This is a genomic window from Exiguobacterium alkaliphilum 12/1 (genome assembly GCF_000714435.1).
Lineage (GTDB): Bacteria > Bacillota > Bacilli > Exiguobacteriales > Exiguobacteriaceae > Exiguobacterium > Exiguobacterium alkaliphilum.
This window is the reverse complement of record NZ_JJMW01000041.1, coordinates 38,050-61,380: the sequence shown is the minus strand read 5'-3', so window position 1 is coordinate 61,380 and position 23,331 is coordinate 38,050. Positions and strand designations below refer to the sequence as shown.

Sequence of the window (23,331 nt, the reverse complement as noted above, 5' to 3'; positions counted from 1 at the left end):
GAAAGGAGGGGACGTCGATGCAGATGAAAGGAAAAGAGGCTGTATTCGTCGTGCTGTTGAGCGGGATTTCCTTGCTCGCACTGATGTTTTTGGCCAAAGCGACGCCACATATGGCGATCTTTGGCACAATGGTACTAGTAGGGGTGTACGCGTACTATCGCACGCGTGACTTCAAGACAATCGAGACGGCGATGATCAACGGGATTCGCGAAGCGATCATGCCGGTTATGATCTTATTATTGATTGGGATGCTGATTGGCGTATGGCAGATGTCCGGCACGGTGGCGACGATCCTCTCCATCGGTTTAGATACAATTTCAGCACAATGGTTCTTACCGAGCGTCTTGCTCATCACGATGATCGTCTCGACGTTCACAGGGAGCGCGTTCACGACGGTCGGTACCGTCGGGGTCGCCTTGTTCGGAATCGGGATGGCGCTTGGCATCTCACCGGCGCTCGCCGCCGGGGCCATCGTCTCGGGTGCACTCTTTGGAGACAAGATGAGCCCGCTGTCGGATACGACGAACTTTGCGCCGGCTGTCGCTGGTGTCAAACTGTTCGACCACATCCGCTTCATGATGGGGACGACGGTGCCAGCCTTTTTAATTACACTCGTCTTGTTCACGATTCTCGGTCGGAGCGGTCAAGCCGCGGACACGGCCCAAATCGCGGAAGCGCAGGCGGCACTTGCCGGACGGTTCAACTTGTCTTGGTTGACGCTGCTCGCGCCGATTCTCGTCGCCGTGCTCGCGTTCCGCCGCATGCCGGTGTTGCCGACGATGCTCGTCGGGATGTTTGCAGGTGTGTTGACGGCTGGATTCGTACAAGGTAACTGGAACATCTCGAACTGGTTCGGTGTCATGCAAGGCGGTTTCCAGTCAGGTGTTGAAAACGAAACGATTGCGGCCGTGCTCGACCGCGGCGGTCTCGAGTCGATGCTCTGGTCGGTCAGCCTTGTCTTGATCGCGCTCGCGTTCGGTGGCTTGCTCCGAGAACTCGGTGTGTTCCAAGCAATCGTCGATGCGTTGCTCCGACGCTTGAAGTCACCGGGTAGCTCGGTGTTGTCGGTCGTCTTGAGCTCGATTGGCGTCAACTTGCTCGCCGGCGAACAGTACTTGTCGATCTTGCTCCCAGGGCAAGCGTTCAAACAAGGGTTCGTCGACCGTGGCATCGATCCGCGTTACTTGTCGCGTGCGCTCGAAGACGGCGGGACGGTCATCAACCCGCTCATTCCATGGGGCGTGTCGGGTGCGTTCTTCGCCGCGACACTCGGCGTACCGGTGCTCGAATACGCACCGTTCGCGTTCTTCCTCTGGCTCAGCCCGATTTTCTCGGTCATTCTCGGCTACGTGAAGTTGGGAAAGCAACGTGATGCGATGAAGCTCGCATCGTAAGTACACAAAACGATCCAGGACCAATCGAGGTCCTGGATCGTTTTACGTTTCATCGTGTCGTTTAGGTAATCGGCTTATAAGAGCTCTCAAGTTCCCACAACGTATCTCCGAACTGTTCGAGGAGCGCGTTCGCCTCACCTTCTACTACAATACAGTTTCTCGCTTGCTCATGAAAAACCTGCGCATCGCGACCGGATTGTGAAACGGGCATCTTCTTTGTGCGCCCCGTCGTCATTTGAGAAACTAAAGTGAGGAGGGATGAGGATGAAACGACTGCCTAAAGACTTTTACGAACAACCGACACTCGAACTCGCCCGTTCGCTACTCGGGCACTATCTCGTCCATCAGCATCCGACAGGCGAAATCATCGCCAAGATTGTCGAGACCGAGGCGTATCTCGGTGCTATCGATCGGGCGGCGCATAGCTTTGGCGGCAGACGGACGAATCGAACCGAGGTGATGTTCGGCCTGCCGGGTCACGTCTACACGTATCAGATGCACACGCATACGCTCTTGAACGTCGTCAGCGGACCGGTCGGGACACCGGAGGCCGTCTTGATTCGCGCGGTCGAACCGATACAAGGTCAGGCGTTGATTGACCAGCACCGTCCCGGTTTGAAGCCGGTCGACCAGACGAACGGGCCGGGTAAGTTGACGAAAGCGCTCGGTATCACGATGGACTTATACGGACATTCGCTTCAACACGAGCCGCTCTTCATTGTCGAAGGGGAAGCCGTGACGGATGTCGAGGCCGGGCCTCGCGTCGGTATCCCGAACACCGGGGAGGCGCGAGACTACCCGTACCGATTCTTCGAACGGACGAACCCGTACGTCTCAAAGTATCGCTGAAGGTTTAACGGAGAAGGTCGAGTGGAACACTCCCTATGTGTGAAAAAACAAATTGAGGGAGTGTTTCAACATGGCAAAAGTAGCAACGCTAATTACAGATATGTTTGAGGACGTAGAGTTTACAGAGCCACGCGACGCATTGGTGGAAGCGGGCCACGAAGTCGTCACGATTGAAAAATCGGCAGGGAACACGATTGAAGGGAAGCAAGGCGAAGCAAAAGTGACGATCGATAAAGCGATCGATGACGTCTCGCCAGAGGATTTCGATGCCCTGCTCTTACCGGGCGGCTTCTCGCCAGACTTGCTTCGTGAAGACGACCGTTTCGTCCAATTCGCGAAAGCGTTCATGGATGCGAAAAAACCGGTGTTCGCGATTTGTCACGGACCACAGTTGTTGATTACGGCGAAAACATTAGAAGGACGCGACGCAACGGGCTACAAGTCGATTAAAGTCGACATGGAGTACGCCGGTGCGAAGTACGCCGACAAGGAAGTCGTCGTTTGCCAAGAACAGCTCGTCACGAGCCGTCAACCGGATGACATCCCGGCGTTCAATCGCGAGATGCTCAATCTGTTAAAATAATCGCTCAGCCACGGACACGTTCCGTGGCTTTTTTCGTGAAATCGGGAATAGAGAACTAAGGAGGAGATGAGATATGAAGCGAAGAGCACGATCACCTAGTTAAGTTCGTCGAAATATCGGGTTACTCAGTGGGATGCGTTGGTTTGAAGCGTTGATTCCGGCCTATACGATTGAACGGCTGTTTTGGGAATCTCGTGGCATTACGATTCAAGAAGTCGTCTATATCGAGATCCTTTACGCCATCATCGTGGTGTTGCTTGAAGTTCCGGCCGGTGTGTTAGCCGATCATATGGAACGTCGTCGTCTGCTTCAACTCGGAATCGCACTGGAATGGTGCTCGTTTGTCGTGTTGCTATGGTCGTTTTCATTTCTTGGTTTCGCGATTGCCATCAGTTTGTCCGCGGTCGGTGCGGTCTGTCGGAGTGGGACGGAACATGCACTTTTGTATGAAACACTCGAACAAGGCGGAATGGAATCCACGTTCGAACGATGGGTTGGCCGCTTAAACGCAATCGGACTAGTTGCTGCTGTCGTGGCAGCCTTTAGCGGAAGTCTACTTGCGGCAATGTTCTCGTTTGAGTTGAATTATATCGTGTCGATTGGTAGCCTTTTCTTTGCCACGAGCTGTAGTTTGTTGCTCGTTGAACCGACTCGGACCACACACGACGAGGTGATGACATGGCGTCAGCTACGGGCCGGTTTCTATTTTCTATGGAGCGACCGATTGCTTCTCACGTTGACCGTATCGTTTGTCCTCGTCCTCGGTGCGTTCAACTTTGTCGAAGAGTTTTGGCAACTGTATGCACGAGACGTTCGCGTCCCAATCTATTGGTTCGGGGCCATCTCGACTGGCTTGTTGCTCATCCAAATCCCGGGACAACTGCTCGCCCCGCATCTACTACGAGTCGCCTCGGCCGAGCGTTGGCATCGTATCATCGGGTGGGGAATCGGGATTGGCTTTCTCCTACTCGGCAGTGTTCCAAGCCCATTCGGTCTCATATGGATGACCATAATGGCATGCTTCGCAGGCGTGATTGAGCCAATTTATTTAGGGGTGCTACATCACCGCGTCCCTTCTGCCATCCGTGCGACGACCGAATCGTCGGTTTCGGTCTTGTTGCATGGAAGCATCATTGCACTCGGTCTATTGTTTGTCGTGGGAGCTGAACGTACTTTATTTAGCGCATTTCTGATGATCGGTGCTGTCGTGTGTCTCTACCACGCAAAAAAAAATGTAAATCGATGAAGCACATTGAACCGCTTGTTTTTTTAAAACAAGGGGAAAGGGGGCGTAACGCCCTCTTTTTTACGTCTTAAGACCGAGGGCGGGACGACTCATCCCGATGTATGATTAGACCCAATACAGAAGCAGGAGAAACATTATGTCATGGTATGAGTTGTTCATCGGTTTTTTGTTAGGTGTCGTCGAAGGGTTGACCGAGTTCGCACCGGTGTCGTCTACGGGACATATGATTGTCGTCGATGACCTGTGGCTCAATTCGAGCGCATTTTTAGGACAGGAAGTCGCGAACACGTTCAAGATTGTGATTCAACTTGGCTCGATTTTAGCGGTCATCGTCGTGTTTCGGAATCGGTTTAAACAGTTATTGAATCCGAAGGAGCTGGTCTCGTTCCGACGCGGTCAGACCGACAAGTTGAATCTGCTACATATCTTGATTGGCCTGTTGCCGGCAGCGGTGCTCGGCCTACTGTTTGAAGACTATATCGATACGCATCTCTTTTCGGTCAAGACGGTATTGATCGGGCTCGTCATCGGGGCGTTCTTCATGATTGCGGCTGATTTGTCGGGCGTGAAGCGTCAGACGACGGCGACGCTCGATGAAATTTCGTACAAACAAGCGCTCGGTGTCGGATTGATTCAATGCTTTTCACTTTGGCCAGGTTTTTCACGGTCGGGCTCGACGATTTCAGGTGGTGTCCTCCTCGGGATGAGTCACCGCGCAGCAGCGGATTTCACGTTCATCATGGCCGTGCCGATCATGTTCGGGGCGAGTGCGCTATCGCTTTACAGCAAGTGGAACTACTTCACGATGGAGACGTTACCGGTATTCCTTGTCGGCTTCGTCAGCGCTTTCTTGTTCGCGCTGTTGTCGATTCAATTTTTCTTGAAGTTAATCAATAAAGTGAAACTGACACCGTTCGCGATTTATCGGATCGTGTTGGCGGCTGTCATTTATTTCTTGTATTTCTAAAAAAAACGCGTGCAAGCTGCACGCGTCGTTGAAACCTATTGTTCAGACAGTTCGTAAAACCAAGTAGAGGTGAGAACATGGAACATATCGTTGTCGTATTAGGAACGTTGATTGGTCTTGGGACGGTCGGTACATTGCTGTACGTGACGCGTCTCGCATATGAATCATGAGAACGGATAGTGATAAAAGCGCTCACGTTGGAGTAACTCCATGACGTGGGCGTTTTCTGCGTGATCGATGGCACGCAGGAGACCTTCTGTCTGCGAGCGGTGGGCGAAGAGTGCTTCTCGCTTCGCCGCGCTCTCATCGCCGACCTCGATGATGACGTGTGGCTTTCCGAGATCGGCTTCGGTACGATGGTCGAACGCGACGCCTAAAAATTCAGGTCGCACGGACGCGTCCATCTCTTGGAGGGCACACACGACGGCGCGTGCCGTTGCCTCGTGGTCCGGATGGACGGCATATCCCGGATAAAACGAGATGACCCGTGCCGGCTTCACGTTATCAATCAAGGCGCGGAACCGGGCGGCGAGCTCGGCCTCGTCCTCGAATTCGACAGTCTTGTCCCGGAGTCCCCACATTTGAAGGTCCGAGATGCCCATGACGGCACAGGCCTCCTCAAGTTCGTGTTTGCGGATTTTTGGAAGCTCTTCACGCGTCGTGAAAATCGGGGAGCCCATGTTTCGTCCCATCTCACCGAGCGTCAAGCAGACGTACGTGACAGGAAATCCTTGCTTTTGATGTTGGATAATCGTCCCGGCGGAGCTGAACGCTTCGTCGTCGGGATGCGGGAAAATGACGAGTAACGGTCCGGTCATTGGTCTTCCACCTCCGTGGCTCCTTGTGGGAGCGGTTTCGGGTCGAGATGCAGCGCGCAGGCGAGACGGCCGAGGCGGTCGTGTCCGGCGAGCAGTAGTTGATCCCCATGCAACTCGAAGTCGGTCAGACCTTCTACATAGAGCCAGCCGTGGTCGAGCTTTAATCCGACGCGGTAAGGTCCATGGCCTTTGATTTGTCCGATGCTATATTCGATGACGACATTTCGGATGAACATGCCGGCGTTATGGAAATCAGGGTCGTTATGAGTGGCGTAAGCGCCGTTCGTCGTCTCGACGTGCGCGTAGAGCGGAGTCGTCACGTGTTTGTTTAAATAAGCTTGAATCACCTCAGGTTGAATCGTGTTCACACTTCTCTCCTCCAATGGAAACGATGACCCGAAGCATGCGCCCCGGGTCACCCGTTCAGGATTGTGTTGCTAGTTTTTTACGGTAGCCCGTGTGGTTCGTCGGTCCGACGTACTGATTGAGTCGGAATGAATGACGGACCGCCTCTGTGATGAACGCTTTGCCGATTTCGATGGCCTCGTCGACCGAATGGCCGTTTGCGAGTGACGCCGCGATGGCAGACGAGAATGTGCAACCGCCGCCGTGCGTGAAGGCGGGTTCGATTTTCTCGCTCTCGAGGAGACGGTATTCATTGCCGTCATAGAGCACATCGAACGCCGTATCGAAACCGAGCTTGCCACCGACTTTGACGATGACGATCTCAGCGCCGAGCTCATGAATCAAACGAGCCGCTTCTTTGATTTCTTCCATCGTCGAAGGTGTCTTGTCGAGACCAGCGAGCATGCGTGCCTCAAACAAGTTCGGTGTGATGATTTTGGCGACCGGGACGAGATGCTCGCGCATAGCGATGGCGACGTCCGGGTTCAAGATTTCATCGGCACCTTTACATGCCATGACCGGGTCGACGACGGCGTTTTCGATGCCGTACTCTTTGATTTTACGTGACGCGAGTTCGATAATCTCAGGCGTCGGCAACATGCCTGTCTTGACCGCATCGACCCCGATTCCGGCGAGGACGGTGTCGATTTGCTTCTCAATCAACGTCGTGTCGATTGGGAACACCTCGTGGTGCCAGGCGTTATGCGGGTCTTGGGCCACGATGACCGTGAGCGCCGTCATACCGTACACACCGAGCTCTTCCATCGTCTTCAAATCCGCTTGAATCCCTGCACCGCCGCTCGTGTCCGAACCGGCGATCGTTAAAGCTTTTTTCATCGTCATAGTCGTTCAATCCCCTTTGTCTGTTTGGATAGTTTCACTATAACGACTTTTTGACGTTACGACAAATCCCATGTTTAGAAAGTGACGGACCAACTTTCCAAAAAACGAGAGGAGGATTTCAATCATATTTGGGGAATAGTAATGAATAGGGTGTAGACCACTTTCAATTGGGTAGGAGGAAAATCGCATGTTAGTGCACAGCTTATGCATTCCGAAAAAAGATGTCGTCACCATCAGTGAAACGGCGACATTACGGGAAGCGCTCGACACGCTCGAGAAAACGGGGTATCGCTGCGTACCTGTCCTGGATGAGACGGGAACGTTTTTCCGCGGTAACATTTATAAAATGCACATTTATCGTCACGGCATGAACGAGGGGAGCCTAGACGATAATGTCTTGACGCTCATCAAAAATACGCAAAAATATGTCCACGAGTCGGACGGGTTCTTCAAGGTGTTCTTCTCCATCAAAGAACTGCCGTACATCGCGGTGTTGAAAGACGAGAGCAACGAGTTTTACGGCATCTTGCCGCACGGGAAGATGCTCGGGATGCTCGAAGAAGCGTGGAGCCGTGATACGGGGAGTTACGTCGTCACGATCGCACTCAGCGAACAAGCCGGAGCGCTTGAGAAGATTACGAAAATCGTCAGCAAGTACTCGTCCATTGCGAGCTTGATGACACTCGACGCGAAGAGCAAAGTGCTTCGCCGCGTGTTGATCACGTTACCACCGGACGTCGAGGAGCCGACGAAAGATAAGATTGTCGCGAAACTCGAACAAAAAGGGTTCCGTGTCGTCGAAGTCGAGAATTTAAACAACTGAGACAAGACCTCCTTCACGCGAAGGAGGTCTTGTTCATGTCAGTCGTTTTTCCATTCGGATGTCGTCGTGAAACGTTCCGTTCCAATACGTGAATCCTTTGATTCGGGCAATCTCGACGTAGCCGAGCTTTTCATAGAGGTGCCGGGCCGCTTCATTGAACGCAAATACACCGAGCTCGATGCGCGGGGTGCCTTGGGACCTGAGCCGTGCTTCTAAGAGGGTGAGCGCATATGTCCCTACGCCTTTGCCACGGCCGACCATTTCGCCGATGACGAGTCCGAGCCAGGCGCTTCCAGGCTCTTGGCTGTAAAGGTGGGCGGCGTCATACATCACGTTCACTTCACCGACGAGGCGGTCGTCCGCGTAAATCAAAAAGATATCGTGTGTCTGGAGTCGTTCTGCTAACGACTCGACCGTCAAGTTGTGCTCGACGGTGAGTTCTTCTTCCGAGCGGGCCGGTCGAATCAAATGAACGATTTCGGGATCGTTGTTCCAGCGGTTGAACGTCTTGACGATGTCCTGTGACGATTCTTTCAAAGGAACGAGCGAGATTGTCATCCCATCCACTCCTTTCTCGTACCCCATTTGCTTCTAGATAGAACGGTAAACTCCTGTCATCACGTCAACGGTTTTAAGACGTTTAGATGACTTGGTAACACTTCGAACGTGAGCGGGAGTGTTCCACCCGTGTCGCCGTCCGCGTTGACCGGGAGCGACTCAGGCGAGTCGACATGGACTCGTTTCGTCTTGAACGAGGTGACGCTGTCCGTCTCTTTCAACTTGCCCGTGAACAGGGCCGGGGCAAGTTGGAGCGCATCTTTGAAGCCGAGGCTTTCGAACAAATAGACGTGCAACAAGCCGTCATTCACCTCGGCGTCGGGCTCAAAGTTCTCAAACCCGCCGACCGAGTTCGTGAGGGCGACGACGACAAGGTACGCGTCCCCGTCAAACGTCTTCTCGTCCGCTTGAACGGAAAGGGAATACGGGCTGTGCTCGCGGAACGCCTTCACGCCTTCGATAAGGTAGGCGAACGGTCCCCATTTCGTCTTCTCCTCGACACTCACCTCATCGACCGCTTCGGCGATGAGACCGATGGCGATGACGTTCATGAAATAACCGTTCTCGTATTTTCCGATATCCATCGGGGTCGGTTCAGCCGTCTTGAGCGCCTCGATCGCGTCTTCCGGATCGCTCGGTACACCGAGGGCGCGAGCCAAATCGTTCACCGTACCGAGCGGGATAATCCCGAAGTCCGGCCGGTGCGGGGCTTCGGCGAGTCCAGTGACCGTCTCGTTTAGCGTCCCGTCCCCGCCCATGGCGATGACGGCGCGATAACCGCGTTGTGCCGCTTCACGTGCGAAGTGGGTGGCGTCATCCGCTTTTTCTGTGAAGCGGACGTCGACGTTGCCGTATCGCTCTTTCAGCACTGCCTCGGCATGCGGCGCATGTTCTTTTCCTAACTCTTTTCCAGATGACGGATTGACGATTAACATGACAGGTTCCATTCAGACATTCCCCTTTTACGTTTAGATACTGTGCTATATTCCCGTCTGTCGGAAAAGCTAGTCATAAAAAAAGCAACGGTTTCCCGTTGCTCAGTAGTGGCGAAACGCCGACATATCGAGATGGCTCGCATCCGACTCATCGACGGCGAGCTCAATCTTCAAATGCTCATGAAACGGAGAATCGAACGCCCCCATGCAGGCGACCGGCTCATGGTCAGGGACGGGCGATTTACGTTTCGTTTTGACGAACAAGTAGTCCGTGCGCGGGAGCGTGAGCAAGAAGCGCTCGACCGCATGCGGTTCACGTGTGACGTTCGACCAAGGCAAGTGATTGAACAGCAAAAAGACCGCACCTTCTTTTCGAAGCGCATAATCCGGGGCGATGCCTTCCCGATTCAACAACTCGATGACCGAACCCAAGTAATCTTGTTTGATCGTCAATGAAATCTCGTAATACTCACGCATACCGTCCACCCTTTCTAAAAATCACAATACCTCCATTCTAAACGTTTCGTCAGAAGGGGACAATGAAGAAGTTTCTTGACGAAGCGTTTTCCTGCCCGTATACTGCTCATGTCCTGCTATACTAAAGATAAACGAAGAACGAATTGAGGTGAAACCGACATGATTGAATCCCTTGAGTTAAAGGCGTGGGTCGTCTTGGCACGGACGATGGACGCAATCAGTGACCGTGTGAAAGATGATTTGAGACGCCACCAATTGAATTCAACAGAGTTCGGTGTGCTGTCGGTCCTGTATAAACGAGGAGACACTCCGTTACAACAAATTGGTGATCAAATTTTGATTACGAGCGGAAGCGTCACGTATGTAATTGACAAGCTCGAGAAACGAGGGCTCATCGAGCGCGTCGCCTGCCCGTCTGACCGGCGTGTGACATACGCTTCGTTGACAGAGACAGGCAAGCACTTGATGGATGTTGTCTACCCCGAGCATATCGAGATTTTCAAAGACATTTACGGTCCGCTCAGTGAGTCGGAGACCGAGACGCTCATCGAATTGTTGAAGCGCGTCGGCTATAACGCGGCAGGCAAATGAAGCCTGCTGTGTTTTTTATGCACTTTTATCTTGAAATCAAAATAATTGACGATGAGATATACAGCTGGTATAGTTCTAACTGTTGTTATAAAAAATAGAGATTTGAATAGATGGAGGAAGCCATTATGAAAAAAGTACTTTACGTATCTGCTAACCCGAAACCGACGGAATTGTCATATAGCAAGCAAGTCGCTGAGACGTTCATGACGACACTCAAAGAAGAGAACGCATCGCTCGACATCGAGGCGATCGAACTTTACGACGTAGACGTTCAAGAAATCGACGGCGACGTCCTCAGCGCATGGGGAAAATTCGCTTCAGGCGAAGCGCTCACGGACGTAGAAGCGAAGAAAGTCGCGACGATGAACGGCATGCTCGAGAAGTTCATGGAAGCGGACGTTTACGTCTTCGCGACACCAATGTGGAACTTCTTCTTCCCGGCCCGCATGAAAATGTTCCTCGACAGCGTTCTTTCGGCTGGTAAGACGTTCCGTTACACAGAGCAAGGCCCGGTCGGTCTTCTCGAGAACAAACAAGCGATCCACATTCAAGGGACAGGCGGCGTCTACACGGGCACTGACCTTAACTTCGCTGACGCATACCTTCGTCAAGCGCTCGCGTTCGTTGGCGTGACAGACGTGACGACGCTTGCGGTTGAAGGAATGAACCAATTCCCAGACAAGATTGAAGAAATCGTCGCTGACGCGAAAGCGAAAGCCGAGACACTCGCGAAAGAAGTTGCTGGTGCGGTAACCGTATAATGATTGAAGGCGAGTCCATGCGGGCTCGCCTTTTTGCTTGCGCTACATTTGGGTATGATAGAACGGAAAGGGGAGGACACCTATGGGAGAACAATTATCAGACCGCCTGCTCGGGGACTGGTCACATTTGATTGAATCCGAGATGGAGGAGACATATTTTCAAGCGTTGAAGACGTTCGTCGACGAGGCGTATAACACGACGACGGTCTATCCGGCGCGCCAAGACATTTGGAACGCGTTCGTCTACACGAAGTTCAAGGACGTCAAGTGCGTCATTCTCGGACAAGATCCGTATCATGGCCCGAATCAGGCGCACGGCCTCAGCTTTTCGGTACAGGACGGCGTTCGTTTCCCACCATCGCTTCGAAACATCTTCCAAGAGCTGGCCGATGACATCGGTTGTACACCACCGAAGAGTGGGAACCTTGAGAAGTGGGCGCGCCAGGGCGTATTGCTCCTCAATACGGCGCTCACAGTCGAGGCGGGCAAAGCCGGTTCACACCGGGGTCAAGGATGGGAAACGTTCACCGACACGATCATCCGAGAGCTTGGCAATCGAGAGCAACCAATCGTTTTTATTCTTTGGGGTAACGATGCCAAGAAAAAACAGACGCTCATCGGTGAGCAGCACTTAATTTTGACATCGGTCCATCCGAGCCCGCTCTCGGCCCACCGCGGCTTCTTTGGTTCAAAGCCATTCTCGCAAGTGAATGCGAAGCTCAGTGAATGGGGCGTCGAAGAAATCGATTGGTGTTTATGACAGTTCGCGCATGCGGACTGTTTTTTTGGTTGACGTCAGAAAAAAGGTCTGGTATCGTTACTACCAACAAGATGCTTTAGTGCTTAAAAGCGAATGTGCATAAAAGCATAACTGTATAACAGTAAAAGTGATGACCAAACCGAAGTAGAGACATCTTCCCTGGCCCAGAGAGCGTGTGGTGCTGCGAACACGCCCAAAAGATGAATCGAATTACAGTTTGCGAGCTCTCAACGATTGAGCGGTCCCCCGTTACCGGAATGAAGTGACTAGACGTCTGTCTAGTAATCAGGGTGGTACCGCGGCAACCGTCGTCCCTATCGAGTGATTCGATAGGGACTTTTTGACGTTTCATACACAAAAGGAGGAACCAACATGTTGACACAACTGATCCCACGCCACTTGGCGCCACATATCTCTCCACAATTCTACGATGAGTACACGCCGACCGATCACGCTGTTTGGCGGTTCGTCTTACGGCTCAACTTGCATACGCTCGAAGGGAAAGCCCACCCGTTTTACATCGAGGGATTGAAGAAGACCGGGATGGGGCCGGAACGGTTGCCAAACGTCGAGGCGATGACCGAAGAGATGCGTTCGGCCGGATGGTCGACGGTCGCCGTCGATGGACTCATCCCTGGTGTCGCCTTCTTCGACTTCCAAGGGAACGGGATGCTTCCGGTCGCGACCGATATCCGAAAAGTCGAAAACATCTTATACAGCCCGGCGCCGGACATCATTCATGAAGCGGCTGGCCATGCCCCGATGCTGATGGACCCCGATTTTTCAAATATCGTTAAACGGTTCGGTCAACTTGGTGCCAAGGCGTTCATGAACCGGGAAGAGCATGCCTCGTTCGCGGCTTTGAAACGGTTGACTGTCGTGAAGGAGAACGCCAACTCGACGGATGAAGAGATTGCAGCGGCAGAGGCGGCGGTCCATGCGGCGAAAGCGCAAGTGACCGGATTCTCTGAAGCGCAACAAGTCGCGCGCATCTTTTGGTGGACGGTCGAGTTCGGCTTAATCGGTGACGTTGACAACCCGCTTATCTACGGGGCAGGCCTCTTGTCTTCAGTAGGCGAGAGTCGTCACTGTTTGACAGACACCGTCACGAAGCATCCGTTCGACCTCGAACACGCCCTCGAGACGAAACAAGACGTGACGAATATGCAACGTGAGCTGTTCGTCATCCGGGACTTTGACGCTTTGACCGATGCGCTTGACGAGCTCGAGCGCCGAATGGCCGTTCATCAGGGCGGCATCGCCTCAATCGAGAAGGCGCTCGCCTCGGGCAGTCAGGCGACCGTCCGCCTCGAAGACGGGACGGACCGAGTCGGCGTGGTCCGCCACATGACGAAGCACGATGGGCACGTCCTCATCCAATGGAACGATTGTGTGAAAGTAGACAACGGACAATTAACGAACCTCGAGAACCACGGTTTGCTCATTCTCGACGGGCCGATTCAAGACGTGTTGGCGACGGCAGCGATTCGACTCGATGGACAGGTCGTCAACGAGACGGCAGACGAGTTGCGTTTAGAAAATGTCGTCATTGAGCTGGAAGGGCGCCGAATCGAACTGGCGACACTTGAAATTCGCCAAGATTCGATTCCGTCGGTCTTTCCGGGGACCGACGTCGAGGAGCTCGTCCTCATCGAAAAACCGGTCATCGTCGAACGAGATGCGCGCGTTTGGACGAACGACGATCCGATGTTCAACCGTGTCCGTAACTTGCGCGAACAAGGAGCATCTATCGATGAGATCGTCCCGACGATCCTCGAAGACCACGCGGACGCCTGGTTGCTTCAAATCGAGTGTCTCGAACTCGTCGAATCCGAGACGCTAAAGCAGGCGCTCATTGAACGGCTCCAACAGTTACGTGCGACATCCGCTTCACGGAACGAACTGATTGGCCGGGCGTTTGATTTGCTACACATTTGAACAAGACGAGAAAAAAATGACCGCCCACTCGCAAGAGTAGGCGGTCATTTTTGCGGAACGACGATGGTCACGGATTGACTGACGTTGTCGTATCGCGCAAGAACGTGATGAGGCGGCGATACGTCGAACTCGCGGCCGGTTTGTCCATCTCGAAGTGATACGCGTGACCAAGTTCTCCTTCGTCATAGAACACGCTCGTCACATCGGTGCGACCGGCGAGGATGGTGGCGAACTCTTTTGCCTGCGCCTCGAACGAGCCCGTGTTGCCGTCCGTGATAAACGTCGGGACGAACGTCGCTGGAATGTTGACGAGCGGGGACGCTTCCGTAACGACGGGGAGGTTCTCCCAGTTATACGTCCCGAAGTACGCCCACCCGATCCGTTTGAACAGGAAGCGGTTGACCGCTTTTGACGACTCGAGCATCGTCCGCTTCAAGTCGTACGGGCCAGACATCAAAATCGTCCCGAGAATCGATTGTTTCGGTACGACTTGCTTCACTTCGGCTGATGGGGCGTAGCCGTCGTTCAATTGAATACCGACGAACTGAGCGACGAGTTGCGCGCCGTTTGAATCGCCGGCGAAAAAGACGCGGTCGAGGTCGAGCCGGAAGCGGTCGTTGTTCTCGACGATATAGGCGTACGCTTCCTCGATTTGTTGGAGCGGCACGGGATACGTTACGTCCGGCGCGAGCGCATAGTTGATGCTGACGACGTTGTAGCCGTTACTCGCGATGGACGTCGCATATTTGAAGACGTCGGCCTTGTCACCGCCGACGAACGAACCGCCGTGCACCCAAAAGATGGTCGGGACTTGCTTGTCGCCTTCATAACGAATCAAATCAAACGTCCCGTTCTCGTAAGACGAATGATAGTCGATATCTTTTCGGACCGACGTCTTTTGAACGACTTCGTCAAATCCTTTCATTGCGACTTCGTTGCCACCGGAAAATGAGGTTTTGACGAGGCGGGACGTCGGTTTCGGGGACAAGAATACGTACGCGGCTCCGGCGACGGCCGTCCCGACTAGTCCGAGTCCTGCTCGTTTCAATCCTTTATTCATCATACTTCCTCCTTTATGAAGCGTTGCTTCACGATTTACTGATCGACGAGGACACTGCTCATGAACGTCTCGATGACGTGAGCGATGCCGTCTTCGTCGTTTGATTTCGTGATGAAATCGGCTTTGCCTTTGACCGTTGCATTGGCGTTGCCCATGGCGACGCCAAGACCGGCCCATTCAATCATCGTCAAGTCGTTATTCCCGTCACCGCAGGCGATGACATGGCTTTGCTCGATGCCGACATGCTCGGACAAGAAGGCAAGGCTCGTTCCTTTTGTGACACCGGCTTCCGTGAATTCGAGGAAGAACGGCTTCGAACGGGCGACGGCGAGTTCACCTTCGAGTTCGATTTGGAGCTTCGTCTCGATCGGTGCGAGCGTATCCCCGTCCGCGAGCATGAGACATTTGACGACCGGTGTCGTCACTGTCTGTTTGAAATCGTCGACATGGATGACGGGCATTCCCGTCAAATCTCCTTCGATGTCGGTGTACGGGTTTGGTTGATCGGTTACGATTTCGTTACCGATGTACGTATGAATCGCGATTTCCTCGCGTACACTGATATCATGGAGGTATGCGACCGTTTCAGGTGTGAGCGTGCTCGAGAAGATTTCTTCGTTCGTCGCACAGTTGATGATGGACGCACCGTTAAACGACAAGATGAAGCTGCCGTATTTCGCGAGCTCGAGCTCACGGGCGGCATCCCACATCGCGTATGTCGGACGGCCGCTCGCGAGGACGACTTTATGTCCACGCTCTTGGGCGTCGAGGAGCGCGGCTTTCGTTTTCGGGGAAATCGTATGGTCACTCGTGAGCAACGTATCGTCCATATCTAACACAATCATTTTATAACTCATATCGGGATGAGTCCTCCTTCGGAATCTAATGACTCCATCCTAATACGATTTGAGGTCAATTGACAACCTTGTCGCAAAAACGTAACTATAATGTAGAGAAGTGAACTTCAGAAGAGGTGGATATATGAATCGGATATTAGTAGCCGAGGATGAGCATGCGATTCGCAGCTTCATCATCGTAAATTTAAAGCGAGCCGGGTTTGATGTGTTTGAGGCGACGAACGGACGTGAGGCGGTAACGGCGTTTGACCGCCAGCCGTTCGATATCGTCTTGCTCGATGTCATGATGCCAGAAATGGACGGATTCGAAGCATGCGCGGCGATTCGCGACTTAGACGAGAACGTCGGGATCATCATGTTGACGGCACGGACGCTTGAAGAGGATAAGATTGAAGGGCTCGGGAAAGGTGCGGACGACTACATCGCCAAACCGTTCAGTCCAGGCGAACTCGTCGCCCGGATTCAGGCGCTCCTTCGCCGGGTCGAGAAAGTGAAGCGTAAAGAGAAGAAACGGTTGAAGTCGGGACCGTTCGCCATCGACCTTGCAGCCAAGCAAGTGACGAAGTACGGGCAACCGATTGACTTGACACCGACCGAATACGACTTGATTTGCCATCTCGTCCAAAACGAGGAAGTCGTCTTGTCGCGCGACGCCTTGCTCGACGCGGTTTGGGGCATCAATTACTTCGGGGACCGGAAGACCGTAGACGTGAACATTCGGCGACTGCGGCAAAAGATTGAAGATGATCCGAGCCATCCGGCGTTCATTGAGACGCTGTGGGGGCATGGGTACAAGTGGCGGAGACATGACGGATGAAGCAACAGCTTGTCCTTCGCATTATGATTGTCGTCACACTCGTCCTCGTCCTGCTCGTGAGCGTCCTCTCTTACGGTACGTATCGCTATTACTATGAGTATGAGTCCGAGGCGCTCCTCAGTCACGCCACGACGAGTGCCTATCTGTATCCGCAAGCGCAAGTCGGCTTCGAGACGCCGAGTGCCTTCTCGGTGCTCGTACGGACGTTCGGTTACCCGGGAACGGATTTGACGATTGTCGACCGAAGCGGCGACATCATCAAGACGACCGGACAACGAGATCAACAGGCGCTGTTCACCGAGTCGCAACTCGACCGCTTGGCCCGAGGGGAATCGGTCGTTCAAGATTACGATGTCGGGGACGAACACTTCTTATCGGTAACGAGCCCGATTATGACCGGGGAAACGAGCGAACTCGCCATCAGCTTCACCCGCCCGCTCGAAGACCTCGACACGCTCATCCGAGAGATTTGGATGGCGGTCGTCATGATTGGCGTCTTCATCTGGCTCATCGCCCTCTACGCGGTCATTCGCATCGCGGACCGGTTCGTCCGTCCGATTCGAGAAATCATCGAGACGGCCGATGAGATGGCACAAGGAGATTTCGATCTCGAAGTCTACTCGAATGAGAAACATGAGCTTGGGGCGCTCGCGCGGACGTTGACGTACTTAGGGGCGAAAGTGCAGCAGCATCAGTCGACACGGAACGAATTTTTATCGAACGTGTCCCATGAACTGCGGACACCGCTCACGTCAATCAAAGGATGGACCGAGACGATTCGCGGCGGCAACGAGAAGTTGTCCGAAGAGACCGAGCTCGGCCTCAGCATCATCCATTCTGAGACCGAGCGGATGATCGGCCTCGTCGAGCAGCTCCTCGATTACACGAAGATCGAAGAGAGCCGCCTCGTCTTGTATCGTCAGGAACTCGACCTCGTCACGTTGTTGCGTAAAGTGTCCGTGCAACTAAAACAGTCGCTTGAGGATAAACAGATTACCCTCATCGAGCGGTATCCACAAAAATCGACGGGTCTATTCGATGAGAATCGACTGAAGCAAGTGTTTTTGAACTTGCTCGACAACGCGATTCGATTCTCGCCGGAAGGCGGGACGTTGACGGTTCGGTTCGTTCAGTCGGAACGGGTCGCCTTCATCTCGATTATCGATGAAGGACCGGGCATCTCAAAAGAACATTTACAACGCATCACCGAGATGTTCTATCAGGCGCAAGTGACCGAAGGCAGTAGCGGCCTCGGCCTTGCCATCGCCAAAGAGTTGATTGAAGCGCATGAAGGAAAACTCGTCATCGAGAGCGAGGTCGGGCAGGGTACGACCGTGACCGTCCTCTTGCCGCTCGACCCGAGCGAGTTACATTAATAGGGTTAAACCTCCCCGATTCAGGATACATGTAATTGTATGTAGAATAAGGGAGGTTTTTCGCGTGGCCACGAAATCATTGAAACCAATTAAAGGGACACCGAACGCCGTATCGACACAGACGTCGAACGAGGCGCTCAAGATGGAGCCGCTTCCGTACGGGCGCGACCGGGCCGAGACGGTCGGAGCGATTAAGATGGTCATGGGGCAATTGCCGCGGACCGAGCTCATCGACGAGACCGAAGAGTCACTCCATTACGTCGTCGCGACGAAAGTGATGAAGTTTAAAGATGACGTCGAGTTTTTATTCGACGACGAGACACGACAAATTGAATTTCGTTCGGCTGCACGGGTCGGTCAATACGACTTTGGGGTCAACCGGAGACGGATGGAAGACGTGAGTGAACGATATCGGAGGTTGATCAAATGAAGGATTACCAATTGATTGTAATCGGAGGTGGCGCCGCCGGGATGACGGTCGCCGCAGGTGCGGCCAACCTAGGCGCGAAAGTCGCGCTCGTCGAGAAGAAGAAGCACCTCGGGGGCGACTGTCTCCACGTCGGATGTATCCCGTCAAAGGCGCTCATCGCCGCCTCGAAAGAAGCGAGTTCGATGATGCAAGCAGCCCGCGTGCTCGGCACCGAGTTCGATGGACGAGACCATTACCAGTCAACGAAAGCCCGTGTCGATCGTGCCCGCGAAATCATTCAAGAGCATGACGGGACGGAACGTTTTACGAAGTTAGGCGTTGACGTTTATATCGGCGAAGCGTCGTTCCAAAGCCCGTACGAGTTAAAAGTCGGGGACGATCTTTTGATTGGGAAGAAATTCGTCATCGCAACCGGATCGCAACCGACCGTCCCACCGATTGACGGACTTGATACGGTACCGTACTTAACGAACGAAGACGTCTTCCACGAGGAGACGCTACCAGAGAGCATCATCGTCATCGGAGCCGGCACGATTGGGCTCGAGCTCGCTCAGTCATTCGCTCGGCTAGGCAGTCAAGTGACGGTGCTCGAGGCGCTCGATACGTTTTTGCCGAAAGAAGATGAGTCGGTGCGGACGCTACTTAAATCTCAACTTGAGATGGCGATGCGTTTGAAGATTGGCGTGGACGTCAAACACATCTCAGAAGTGGACGGCAAGATTCGTGTCGAAGCGGAAATCTACGGGGAGACCGTGCATTACGAAGCGGACAAGCTGCTCATGGCGACGGGGCGAAAGCCACGGCTCGAGGCGCTTCGCCTCGACCGGGCCCACGTCCACGTCAAAGACGGATACGTTGACGTCTCATCGACGTATCGGACGTCACAACCGCACATCTTTGCAATCGGCGACACGATCAATACGCTCCCGTTCACGCACGCTGCGGGCGAAGAAGGGAAAGCCGTCGTCGCGAACGCCTTGTTCGGTCTATGGAACAAAGTCGATTATAAGAAGATGCCGTGGATCACGTTCACGGACCCGGAAGTGTTCCACGTCGGTTTGACCGAGGCCGAGGCACGAGAACAGTACGGGGAAGACGTCGACATCTTTGAAGCGAAGCTGTCCGAGGTCGACCGTTTCGTCGCCGACCGTCAAGAGACCGGTTTCGTCAAAATCATCACGCGGAAGAACGGTAAAATCATTGGCGGTCACGCGGTCGGAATGACGGCCGGCGATTGGATGCAAATCGTCGTCTACGCGATGCAGCGCGGGGATAAGATTGGAAAGCTGTCCCGTATGATTTATCCGTATCCATCACGGAGCGAGGCCGTGAAGAAGGCGGCCGACCTCTACTGGCGCAAACGTCTCTTCAACAGCCCGCTCACTGACCTCGCTCGTAAATATTTTGAATGGACAAGATGACAAAAAGCCCACGCGAGTGGGCTTTTACTGTGGCAAAATAATCGTCTCAATCATTTTTGGTGCACCTTCGGATAGGTCGACGAGTGGTTTAATCAACACTTCGACGCGACGATTCTTGGCCCGTCCTTCCGGCGTGCTGTTCGTCGCAATCGGCTTATATTCCCCATAGCTCGCGAGTGTGAATTGGCTCGGATTCAGTGTGTCGTTCGTCAATAAGCCACGCATAAAGGCAGTCGCCCGGGCCGAACTGAGTTCCCAGTTCGATGGGAAGCGGGCCGTGTTGATGGGGACGTTGTCCGTATGGCCCGAGACGACGATTTCCCGGTTACCGGCTTGCTCGAGGATGCCGCTGATGGAGCGGGCGACGGCTCGAGCCTCGGCGTCTAACGTCGCTTCCCCCATGCTGAAGAGCGCACGGTCTTGAATCGTCAAGACGAGACCGCTTGAATTGATGGTCGCTTCAATCTCGTCTTGTAGCCCGTTCTGTTTGATGTACTCGTTCACTTGTTCTTTCAGTTCGTCGAGTTTCGCGAGTTCGTACGTTCGCGGGTTCGCCGTCGTGTCCGTGTTGTTCGTCCGGTTGATGTCGCTGTTTGAGGCGGTCGATGCTTGGAATACGCTCGTCCCGCCAGAGAAGACTTGGTTGAACGACCGTGACATCTTCTCGAGTTTTGTCTGGTCGACGTTACTCGACGCGAACAAGACGATGAAGAGCGCGAGGAGGAGCGTCAATAGGTCGGCGTAGGGGATGAGCCAGCCTTCTGAAATATGTTCTTCATGATCATGCTTCTTTTTGCGCTTCATAGTCGGCTCGCTCCTTTGGAGACAAATACACAGACAGCTTATCTTCTAACGTCTTCGGCGATTCGCCGCCTTGAATCGAGAGGATCCCTTCAATCATCATCTCTTTGATGAGCACTTCGCTCTTCGAGTATTGCTTCAGTTTATTCGCGAACGGGAACCAGAGCACATACCCTGAGAAAATTCCGAATAGCGTCGCAACGAAAGCGGCTGAGATGGCGTAGCCAAGTTTTTCGATGTCGGATAAGTCTTTTAAGGCAGCGACAAGCCCGATGACGGCTCCGAGTACGCCGAGTGTCGGGGCGTATGTACCGGCTTGTGTGAAGACGTCAGCGTTCGCCTTATGGCGGATTTCCATGTTTTCGATATCACGTGACATGACTTCGGCGATATATTCGGACGGTTGTCCATCGATGACCATCATCATGCCTTGCTTCAAAAACGGTTCATCGACTTGTTCGAGCGCTGTCTCAAGAGAGAGAAGCCCTTCTTTTCGTGCTTGTGTCGATAAATCGACGAATTGCGTCAACATGCCGGTCTTACTTGGGAGCGTTTGTTTCGTGAATAGAATTTTAAAAAGTTTTGGAACGGTTTGCAGCTGTTCTTTCGAGACGGCGATACTGACCGCAGCGGCCGTCCCGACAAAAATGATGACCAATGCGGCCGGGTTAATCAGGGGGGCTACGCCTGCACCTTTTAGAAGCATTCCACCAATCAATGTGAAAAAGCCGAGTATAAGCCCTACTAACGTGACGACATCCATGTCTATGTTTTCCACCTTTCTAATCCAGGACATAAAAAAGCGAGAGACGCCACTCGTCTCCCGCATAATGCGTTCCCGATGGTTAAGCGCCGTTTTCGTCAATCAGCAATTGGATGCTGACATTTCGTTCTTCACGCTCTATATCGGTTAATACGTCGTATTTTTTTAACAATGCGTACAATTGATTCACAACTTCTTGATCGAGTGACCAATTTAACAATTCTTCAAGCTGGAAATAAAGATGGGCGGGCATGTACTGTGACTGGCGCTCCAAACTTCGCGAGACATCCTTTAGCGAATGATCTACCGTACTAGGGTCCACGGTTTCATTCAACCTCCTCAACGTTTATAAAGTCTATCTCTCATATTACCAAAAAATCGAAGAAAGGGTTAGCGTGACATTTTCCTAGTTGGCAATTTTGTCGGCAAGGCGTAATATGTGGCTTAGAAAGAGTGAAGGGGATATGCGGATGCGACATCCATTATCGATACGGGAACGGCGGCTGAAGCGAATCGAGGCGTTATACCGAATCGTATTCGAGAAACCGGCCCGTTTTATTGCCAGTGGCTTTTTGCTCGTGATTTTGATCGGGGTGACGCTCCTTTATATGCCGTTCGCGCAAAGTGAACCCGTCGCGTGGATTGACTGTCTCTTCATCGCGACGTCGGCCGCTACGGTGACAGGGCTTTCCACAGTCGACATCGGGACGTCGTTTACGACGTTTGGTGAGGTTGTCATCATGGCGTTGATTCAAATCGGGGGGCTCGGTTTTATGACCGTCGCCCTCATGCTCCTCAGCGTGCTCGGACGTAAAATCGGTTTGAAACAACGCATCTTACTCCAAGAGTCCCTCAACTTGTCAGGACCGGGCGGGACGGTAAGGCTCGTTCGAAACATCGTCTTCACGACGATCATCGTTCAAGTGATCGGTCTCTGCTTTTTGACAGCAGAACTGTACGGCACAGGCGACTACTCGTTCGGTGACGCCTTGTACTACGGCTTCTTCCACGCCGTCTCGGCGTTCAATAACGCCGGGTTTGCCCTATGGCCAGATAGCCTCATGCAGTTTGAACAGAACACGTCCATCGTCATCACGATTTCCATTCTTATCATGATTGGCGGCCTCGGCTTCACGACGATTGCTGATGTGACCGAAGTGAAGGGCTGGAAGCGCTTGGCGCTCCACTCGAAAATCATGATCGGCTCACTACTCGTCATCAATGGAATCGCCTGGTTCGGCCTCATGCTGTTCGAGTGGGTGTCGAGAGAAGGGGCGCTTTACGGACGCCCACTCGACGAAGCGCTTCACGCGACGTTTTTCCAAGCGATCACGACACGGACGGCCGGCTTCAATACGATGGATATCGCGACGATGGCGCCGGTCTCAATCGGTCTCATCCTCATCCTCATGTATATCGGGGCAGGGGCCGCCTCGACAGGATCAGGGATTAAAGTGACGACTGTAGTGGTCATTTTGGCCGACATGTGGGCGTTTCTGCTTGGGAAGAAGGAGACGGTCATCATGGAACGGACAATCGACACGTTTCAAATCAAAAAAGCGTACATGGTCGCGATTACGAGCTTCTTCTTTATAGTATTTATTACGACCTTGACGGTTTTGACGAACGGTCACTTGCCAGCGACGGCCGTATTGTTTGAAGTCGTCTCCGCGTTCGGGACGGTCGGCTTGTCGCTCGGGATCACGGCCGAGTTAAACAACAGCGGGAAAGAACTCATCATGTTCATGATGCTACTCGGTCGCGTCGGCTCGCTCACGATCCTCTTCACCGTGGCACAGCAGCTCGACCGTAAGATTCGCTATCCGAAAGAAAAACTATTGATTGGATGACAAAAAGC

The 23,331-nt window shown here is 53.2% G+C and carries 26 protein-coding genes and 1 other annotated feature; of the genes, 15 read left to right on the top strand and 11 right to left on the bottom strand.

Annotated elements, in window-relative coordinates:
* The first annotated feature begins 17 nt into the window (after positions 1–17).
* From nhaC to RT52_RS08805, 5 genes are all read left to right on the top strand, one after another.
* Positions 18–1,394 (top strand): Na+/H+ antiporter NhaC, encoded by a 1,377-nt coding sequence (gene nhaC, locus RT52_RS08825; RefSeq protein WP_034816781.1) that lies wholly within the window; start codon positions 18–20, stop codon positions 1,392–1,394.
* A 258-nt stretch (positions 1,395–1,652) separates the two neighbouring features.
* A complete protein-coding gene (locus tag RT52_RS08820; RefSeq protein WP_034816780.1) occupies positions 1,653–2,243 on the top strand; it encodes a DNA-3-methyladenine glycosylase in 591 nt (196 codons plus the stop codon).
* 70 nt (positions 2,244–2,313) lie between these two features.
* Positions 2,314–2,826, top strand: a complete 513-nt coding sequence (locus tag RT52_RS08815; RefSeq protein WP_034816779.1) for a type 1 glutamine amidotransferase domain-containing protein — start codon at positions 2,314–2,316, stop codon at positions 2,824–2,826.
* 133 nt (positions 2,827–2,959) lie between these two features.
* Complete coding sequence (locus RT52_RS16015; RefSeq protein ID WP_051690317.1) at positions 2,960–4,072, top strand: MFS transporter; 1,113 nt, start codon at positions 2,960–2,962, stop codon at positions 4,070–4,072.
* Positions 4,073–4,208: 136 nt separating this feature from the next.
* Complete coding sequence (locus RT52_RS08805; RefSeq protein WP_034816778.1) at positions 4,209–5,039, top strand: undecaprenyl-diphosphate phosphatase; 831 nt, start codon at positions 4,209–4,211, stop codon at positions 5,037–5,039.
* Positions 5,040–5,203: 164 nt separating this feature from the next.
* On the opposite strand, the gene bshB2 is transcribed toward RT52_RS08805, so the two are convergent.
* The 3 genes from bshB2 to pdxK are packed head-to-tail and all read right to left on the bottom strand — an operon-like array spanning position 5,204 to position 7,105.
* The gene (gene bshB2, locus RT52_RS08800) at positions 5,204–5,857 is read right to left on the bottom strand and encodes a bacillithiol biosynthesis deacetylase BshB2 (protein WP_034816777.1); all 654 of its coding nucleotides are present in this window, start codon (positions 5,855–5,857) and stop codon (positions 5,204–5,206) included.
* A complete protein-coding gene (locus tag RT52_RS08795; RefSeq protein WP_034816776.1) occupies positions 5,854–6,225 on the bottom strand; it encodes a YojF family protein in 372 nt (123 codons plus the stop codon). Before RT52_RS08795 ends, bshB2 begins: the two co-directional genes overlap by 4 nt.
* A gap of 55 nt (positions 6,226–6,280) precedes the next feature.
* Positions 6,281–7,105: a pyridoxine/pyridoxal/pyridoxamine kinase gene (gene pdxK / locus RT52_RS08790; RefSeq protein ID WP_034816775.1), complete on the bottom strand. Its 825-nt coding sequence runs from the start codon at positions 7,103–7,105 to the stop codon at positions 6,281–6,283.
* 187 nt (positions 7,106–7,292) lie between these two features.
* Here pdxK and cbpA point away from each other — a divergent pair, with 187 nt between their 5' ends.
* Entirely contained in the window at positions 7,293–7,928 is a 636-nt protein-coding gene (cbpA, locus tag RT52_RS08785; RefSeq protein WP_034805156.1) for a cyclic di-AMP binding protein CbpA, read from the top strand.
* A 33-nt stretch (positions 7,929–7,961) separates the two neighbouring features.
* Here the strand turns inward: cbpA and RT52_RS08780 are convergent, their stop codons facing one another.
* The 3 genes from RT52_RS08780 to RT52_RS08770 form a co-directional block, all read right to left on the bottom strand.
* On the bottom strand, positions 7,962–8,486 hold the full coding sequence (locus tag RT52_RS08780) for a GNAT family N-acetyltransferase (protein ID WP_034816774.1): 525 nt from the start codon (positions 8,484–8,486) through the stop codon (positions 7,962–7,964).
* 59 nt (positions 8,487–8,545) lie between these two features.
* Complete coding sequence (locus RT52_RS08775; protein WP_034808629.1) at positions 8,546–9,433, bottom strand: diacylglycerol/lipid kinase family protein; 888 nt, start codon at positions 9,431–9,433, stop codon at positions 8,546–8,548.
* A 90-nt stretch (positions 9,434–9,523) separates the two neighbouring features.
* The gene (locus RT52_RS08770; protein WP_034808627.1) at positions 9,524–9,898 is read right to left on the bottom strand and encodes a hypothetical protein; all 375 of its coding nucleotides are present in this window, start codon (positions 9,896–9,898) and stop codon (positions 9,524–9,526) included.
* A gap of 159 nt (positions 9,899–10,057) precedes the next feature.
* Here RT52_RS08770 and RT52_RS08765 point away from each other — a divergent pair, with 159 nt between their 5' ends.
* From RT52_RS08765 to RT52_RS08750, 4 genes are all read left to right on the top strand, one after another.
* Complete coding sequence (locus tag RT52_RS08765) at positions 10,058–10,489, top strand: MarR family winged helix-turn-helix transcriptional regulator (RefSeq protein ID WP_034816773.1); 432 nt, start codon at positions 10,058–10,060, stop codon at positions 10,487–10,489.
* A gap of 125 nt (positions 10,490–10,614) precedes the next feature.
* Positions 10,615–11,250 (top strand): FMN-dependent NADH-azoreductase, encoded by a 636-nt coding sequence (locus RT52_RS08760; protein ID WP_034816771.1) that lies wholly within the window; start codon positions 10,615–10,617, stop codon positions 11,248–11,250.
* 82 nt (positions 11,251–11,332) lie between these two features.
* Positions 11,333–12,010 (top strand): uracil-DNA glycosylase, encoded by a 678-nt coding sequence (locus RT52_RS08755; protein WP_034816769.1) that lies wholly within the window; start codon positions 11,333–11,335, stop codon positions 12,008–12,010.
* 121 nt (positions 12,011–12,131) lie between these two features.
* Positions 12,132–12,329 (top strand) — a binding site (T-box leader).
* A gap of 53 nt (positions 12,330–12,382) precedes the next feature.
* Positions 12,383–13,948 carry an aromatic amino acid hydroxylase gene (locus tag RT52_RS08750; protein ID WP_051690316.1) on the top strand — a complete coding sequence of 522 codons (1,566 nt, stop codon included), beginning with the start codon at positions 12,383–12,385 and terminating at the stop codon, positions 13,946–13,948.
* 67 nt (positions 13,949–14,015) lie between these two features.
* Here RT52_RS08750 and RT52_RS08745 read toward each other — a convergent pair whose 3' ends face one another.
* Complete coding sequence (locus tag RT52_RS08745) at positions 14,016–15,008, bottom strand: alpha/beta hydrolase (protein WP_034816767.1); 993 nt, start codon at positions 15,006–15,008, stop codon at positions 14,016–14,018.
* Between the two features lie 35 nt (positions 15,009–15,043).
* A complete protein-coding gene (locus tag RT52_RS08740; RefSeq protein ID WP_034816765.1) occupies positions 15,044–15,865 on the bottom strand; it encodes a Cof-type HAD-IIB family hydrolase in 822 nt (273 codons plus the stop codon).
* 124 nt (positions 15,866–15,989) lie between these two features.
* On the opposite strand from RT52_RS08740, the gene RT52_RS08735 reads away from it, so the two are divergent.
* The 4 genes from RT52_RS08735 (at position 15,990) to RT52_RS08720 (ending at position 19,909) form a co-directional block, all read left to right on the top strand.
* Positions 15,990–16,682: a response regulator transcription factor gene (locus RT52_RS08735; RefSeq protein WP_034808752.1), complete on the top strand. Its 693-nt coding sequence runs from the start codon at positions 15,990–15,992 to the stop codon at positions 16,680–16,682.
* A complete protein-coding gene (locus RT52_RS08730) occupies positions 16,679–18,058 on the top strand; it encodes a sensor histidine kinase (protein ID WP_034816763.1) in 1,380 nt (459 codons plus the stop codon). Before RT52_RS08735 ends, RT52_RS08730 begins: the two co-directional genes overlap by 4 nt.
* A 64-nt stretch (positions 18,059–18,122) precedes the next feature.
* Positions 18,123–18,488, top strand: coding sequence for a DUF1499 domain-containing protein (locus RT52_RS08725; RefSeq protein WP_034816761.1), 366 nt, complete (start codon positions 18,123–18,125; stop codon positions 18,486–18,488).
* Positions 18,485–19,909 carry a dihydrolipoyl dehydrogenase family protein gene (locus RT52_RS08720; protein ID WP_034816759.1) on the top strand — a complete coding sequence of 475 codons (1,425 nt, stop codon included), beginning with the start codon at positions 18,485–18,487 and terminating at the stop codon, positions 19,907–19,909. The genes RT52_RS08725 and RT52_RS08720 overlap by 4 nt, the downstream gene beginning before the upstream one ends.
* A 24-nt stretch (positions 19,910–19,933) precedes the next feature.
* Here the strand turns inward: RT52_RS08720 and RT52_RS08715 are convergent, their stop codons facing one another.
* From RT52_RS08715 to RT52_RS08705, 3 genes are all read right to left on the bottom strand, one after another.
* Positions 19,934–20,713, bottom strand: a complete 780-nt coding sequence (locus tag RT52_RS08715; protein ID WP_034816756.1) for a flagellar motor protein MotB — start codon at positions 20,711–20,713, stop codon at positions 19,934–19,936.
* Positions 20,691–21,473 (bottom strand): flagellar motor stator protein MotA, encoded by a 783-nt coding sequence (gene motA, locus RT52_RS08710; protein WP_034807231.1) that lies wholly within the window; start codon positions 21,471–21,473, stop codon positions 20,691–20,693. Before motA ends, RT52_RS08715 begins: the two co-directional genes overlap by 23 nt.
* An 82-nt stretch (positions 21,474–21,555) precedes the next feature.
* Positions 21,556–21,807, bottom strand: a complete 252-nt coding sequence (locus tag RT52_RS08705) for a hypothetical protein (protein WP_245175510.1) — start codon at positions 21,805–21,807, stop codon at positions 21,556–21,558.
* Positions 21,808–21,943: 136 nt separating this feature from the next.
* Here RT52_RS08705 and RT52_RS08700 point away from each other — a divergent pair, with 136 nt between their 5' ends.
* A complete protein-coding gene (locus tag RT52_RS08700; protein WP_051690315.1) occupies positions 21,944–23,323 on the top strand; it encodes a TrkH family potassium uptake protein in 1,380 nt (459 codons plus the stop codon).
* Positions 23,324–23,331: the final 8 nt, after the last annotated feature.

Bases quoted from the DNA above. Each gene is read 5' to 3' on its own strand.
- RT52_RS08775 (WP_034808629.1), bottom strand. From the start codon at position 9,433: ATGGAACCTGTCATGTTAATCGTCAATCCGTCATCTGGAAAAGAGTTA.
- nhaC (WP_034816781.1), top strand. From the start codon at position 18: ATGCAGATGAAAGGAAAAGAGGCTGTATTCGTCGTGCTGTTGAGCGGG.
- motA (WP_034807231.1), bottom strand. From the start codon at position 21,473: ATGGATGTCGTCACGTTAGTAGGGCTTATACTCGGCTTTTTCACATTG.
- RT52_RS16015 (WP_051690317.1), top strand. From the start codon at position 2,960: ATGCGTTGGTTTGAAGCGTTGATTCCGGCCTATACGATTGAACGGCTG.
- RT52_RS08715 (WP_034816756.1), bottom strand. From the start codon at position 20,713: ATGAAGCGCAAAAAGAAGCATGATCATGAAGAACATATTTCAGAAGGC.
- pdxK (WP_034816775.1), bottom strand. From the start codon at position 7,105: ATGACGATGAAAAAAGCTTTAACGATCGCCGGTTCGGACACGAGCGGC.
- RT52_RS08750 (WP_051690316.1), top strand. From the start codon at position 12,383: ATGTTGACACAACTGATCCCACGCCACTTGGCGCCACATATCTCTCCA.
- RT52_RS08820 (WP_034816780.1), top strand. From the start codon at position 1,653: ATGAGGATGAAACGACTGCCTAAAGACTTTTACGAACAACCGACACTC.
- RT52_RS08760 (WP_034816771.1), top strand. From the start codon at position 10,615: ATGAAAAAAGTACTTTACGTATCTGCTAACCCGAAACCGACGGAATTG.
- RT52_RS08780 (WP_034816774.1), bottom strand. From the start codon at position 8,486: ATGACAATCTCGCTCGTTCCTTTGAAAGAATCGTCACAGGACATCGTC.
- RT52_RS08765 (WP_034816773.1), top strand. From the start codon at position 10,058: ATGATTGAATCCCTTGAGTTAAAGGCGTGGGTCGTCTTGGCACGGACG.
- bshB2 (WP_034816777.1), bottom strand. From the start codon at position 5,857: ATGACCGGACCGTTACTCGTCATTTTCCCGCATCCCGACGACGAAGCG.
- RT52_RS08805 (WP_034816778.1), top strand. From the start codon at position 4,209: ATGTCATGGTATGAGTTGTTCATCGGTTTTTTGTTAGGTGTCGTCGAA.
- RT52_RS08735 (WP_034808752.1), top strand. From the start codon at position 15,990: ATGAATCGGATATTAGTAGCCGAGGATGAGCATGCGATTCGCAGCTTC.
- RT52_RS08755 (WP_034816769.1), top strand. From the start codon at position 11,333: ATGGGAGAACAATTATCAGACCGCCTGCTCGGGGACTGGTCACATTTG.
- RT52_RS08740 (WP_034816765.1), bottom strand. From the start codon at position 15,865: ATGAGTTATAAAATGATTGTGTTAGATATGGACGATACGTTGCTCACG.
- RT52_RS08730 (WP_034816763.1), top strand. From the start codon at position 16,679: ATGAAGCAACAGCTTGTCCTTCGCATTATGATTGTCGTCACACTCGTC.
- RT52_RS08700 (WP_051690315.1), top strand. From the start codon at position 21,944: ATGCGACATCCATTATCGATACGGGAACGGCGGCTGAAGCGAATCGAG.
- cbpA (WP_034805156.1), top strand. From the start codon at position 7,293: ATGTTAGTGCACAGCTTATGCATTCCGAAAAAAGATGTCGTCACCATC.
- RT52_RS08745 (WP_034816767.1), bottom strand. From the start codon at position 15,008: ATGAATAAAGGATTGAAACGAGCAGGACTCGGACTAGTCGGGACGGCC.
- RT52_RS08770 (WP_034808627.1), bottom strand. From the start codon at position 9,898: ATGCGTGAGTATTACGAGATTTCATTGACGATCAAACAAGATTACTTG.
- RT52_RS08815 (WP_034816779.1), top strand. From the start codon at position 2,314: ATGGCAAAAGTAGCAACGCTAATTACAGATATGTTTGAGGACGTAGAG.
- RT52_RS08720 (WP_034816759.1), top strand. From the start codon at position 18,485: ATGAAGGATTACCAATTGATTGTAATCGGAGGTGGCGCCGCCGGGATG.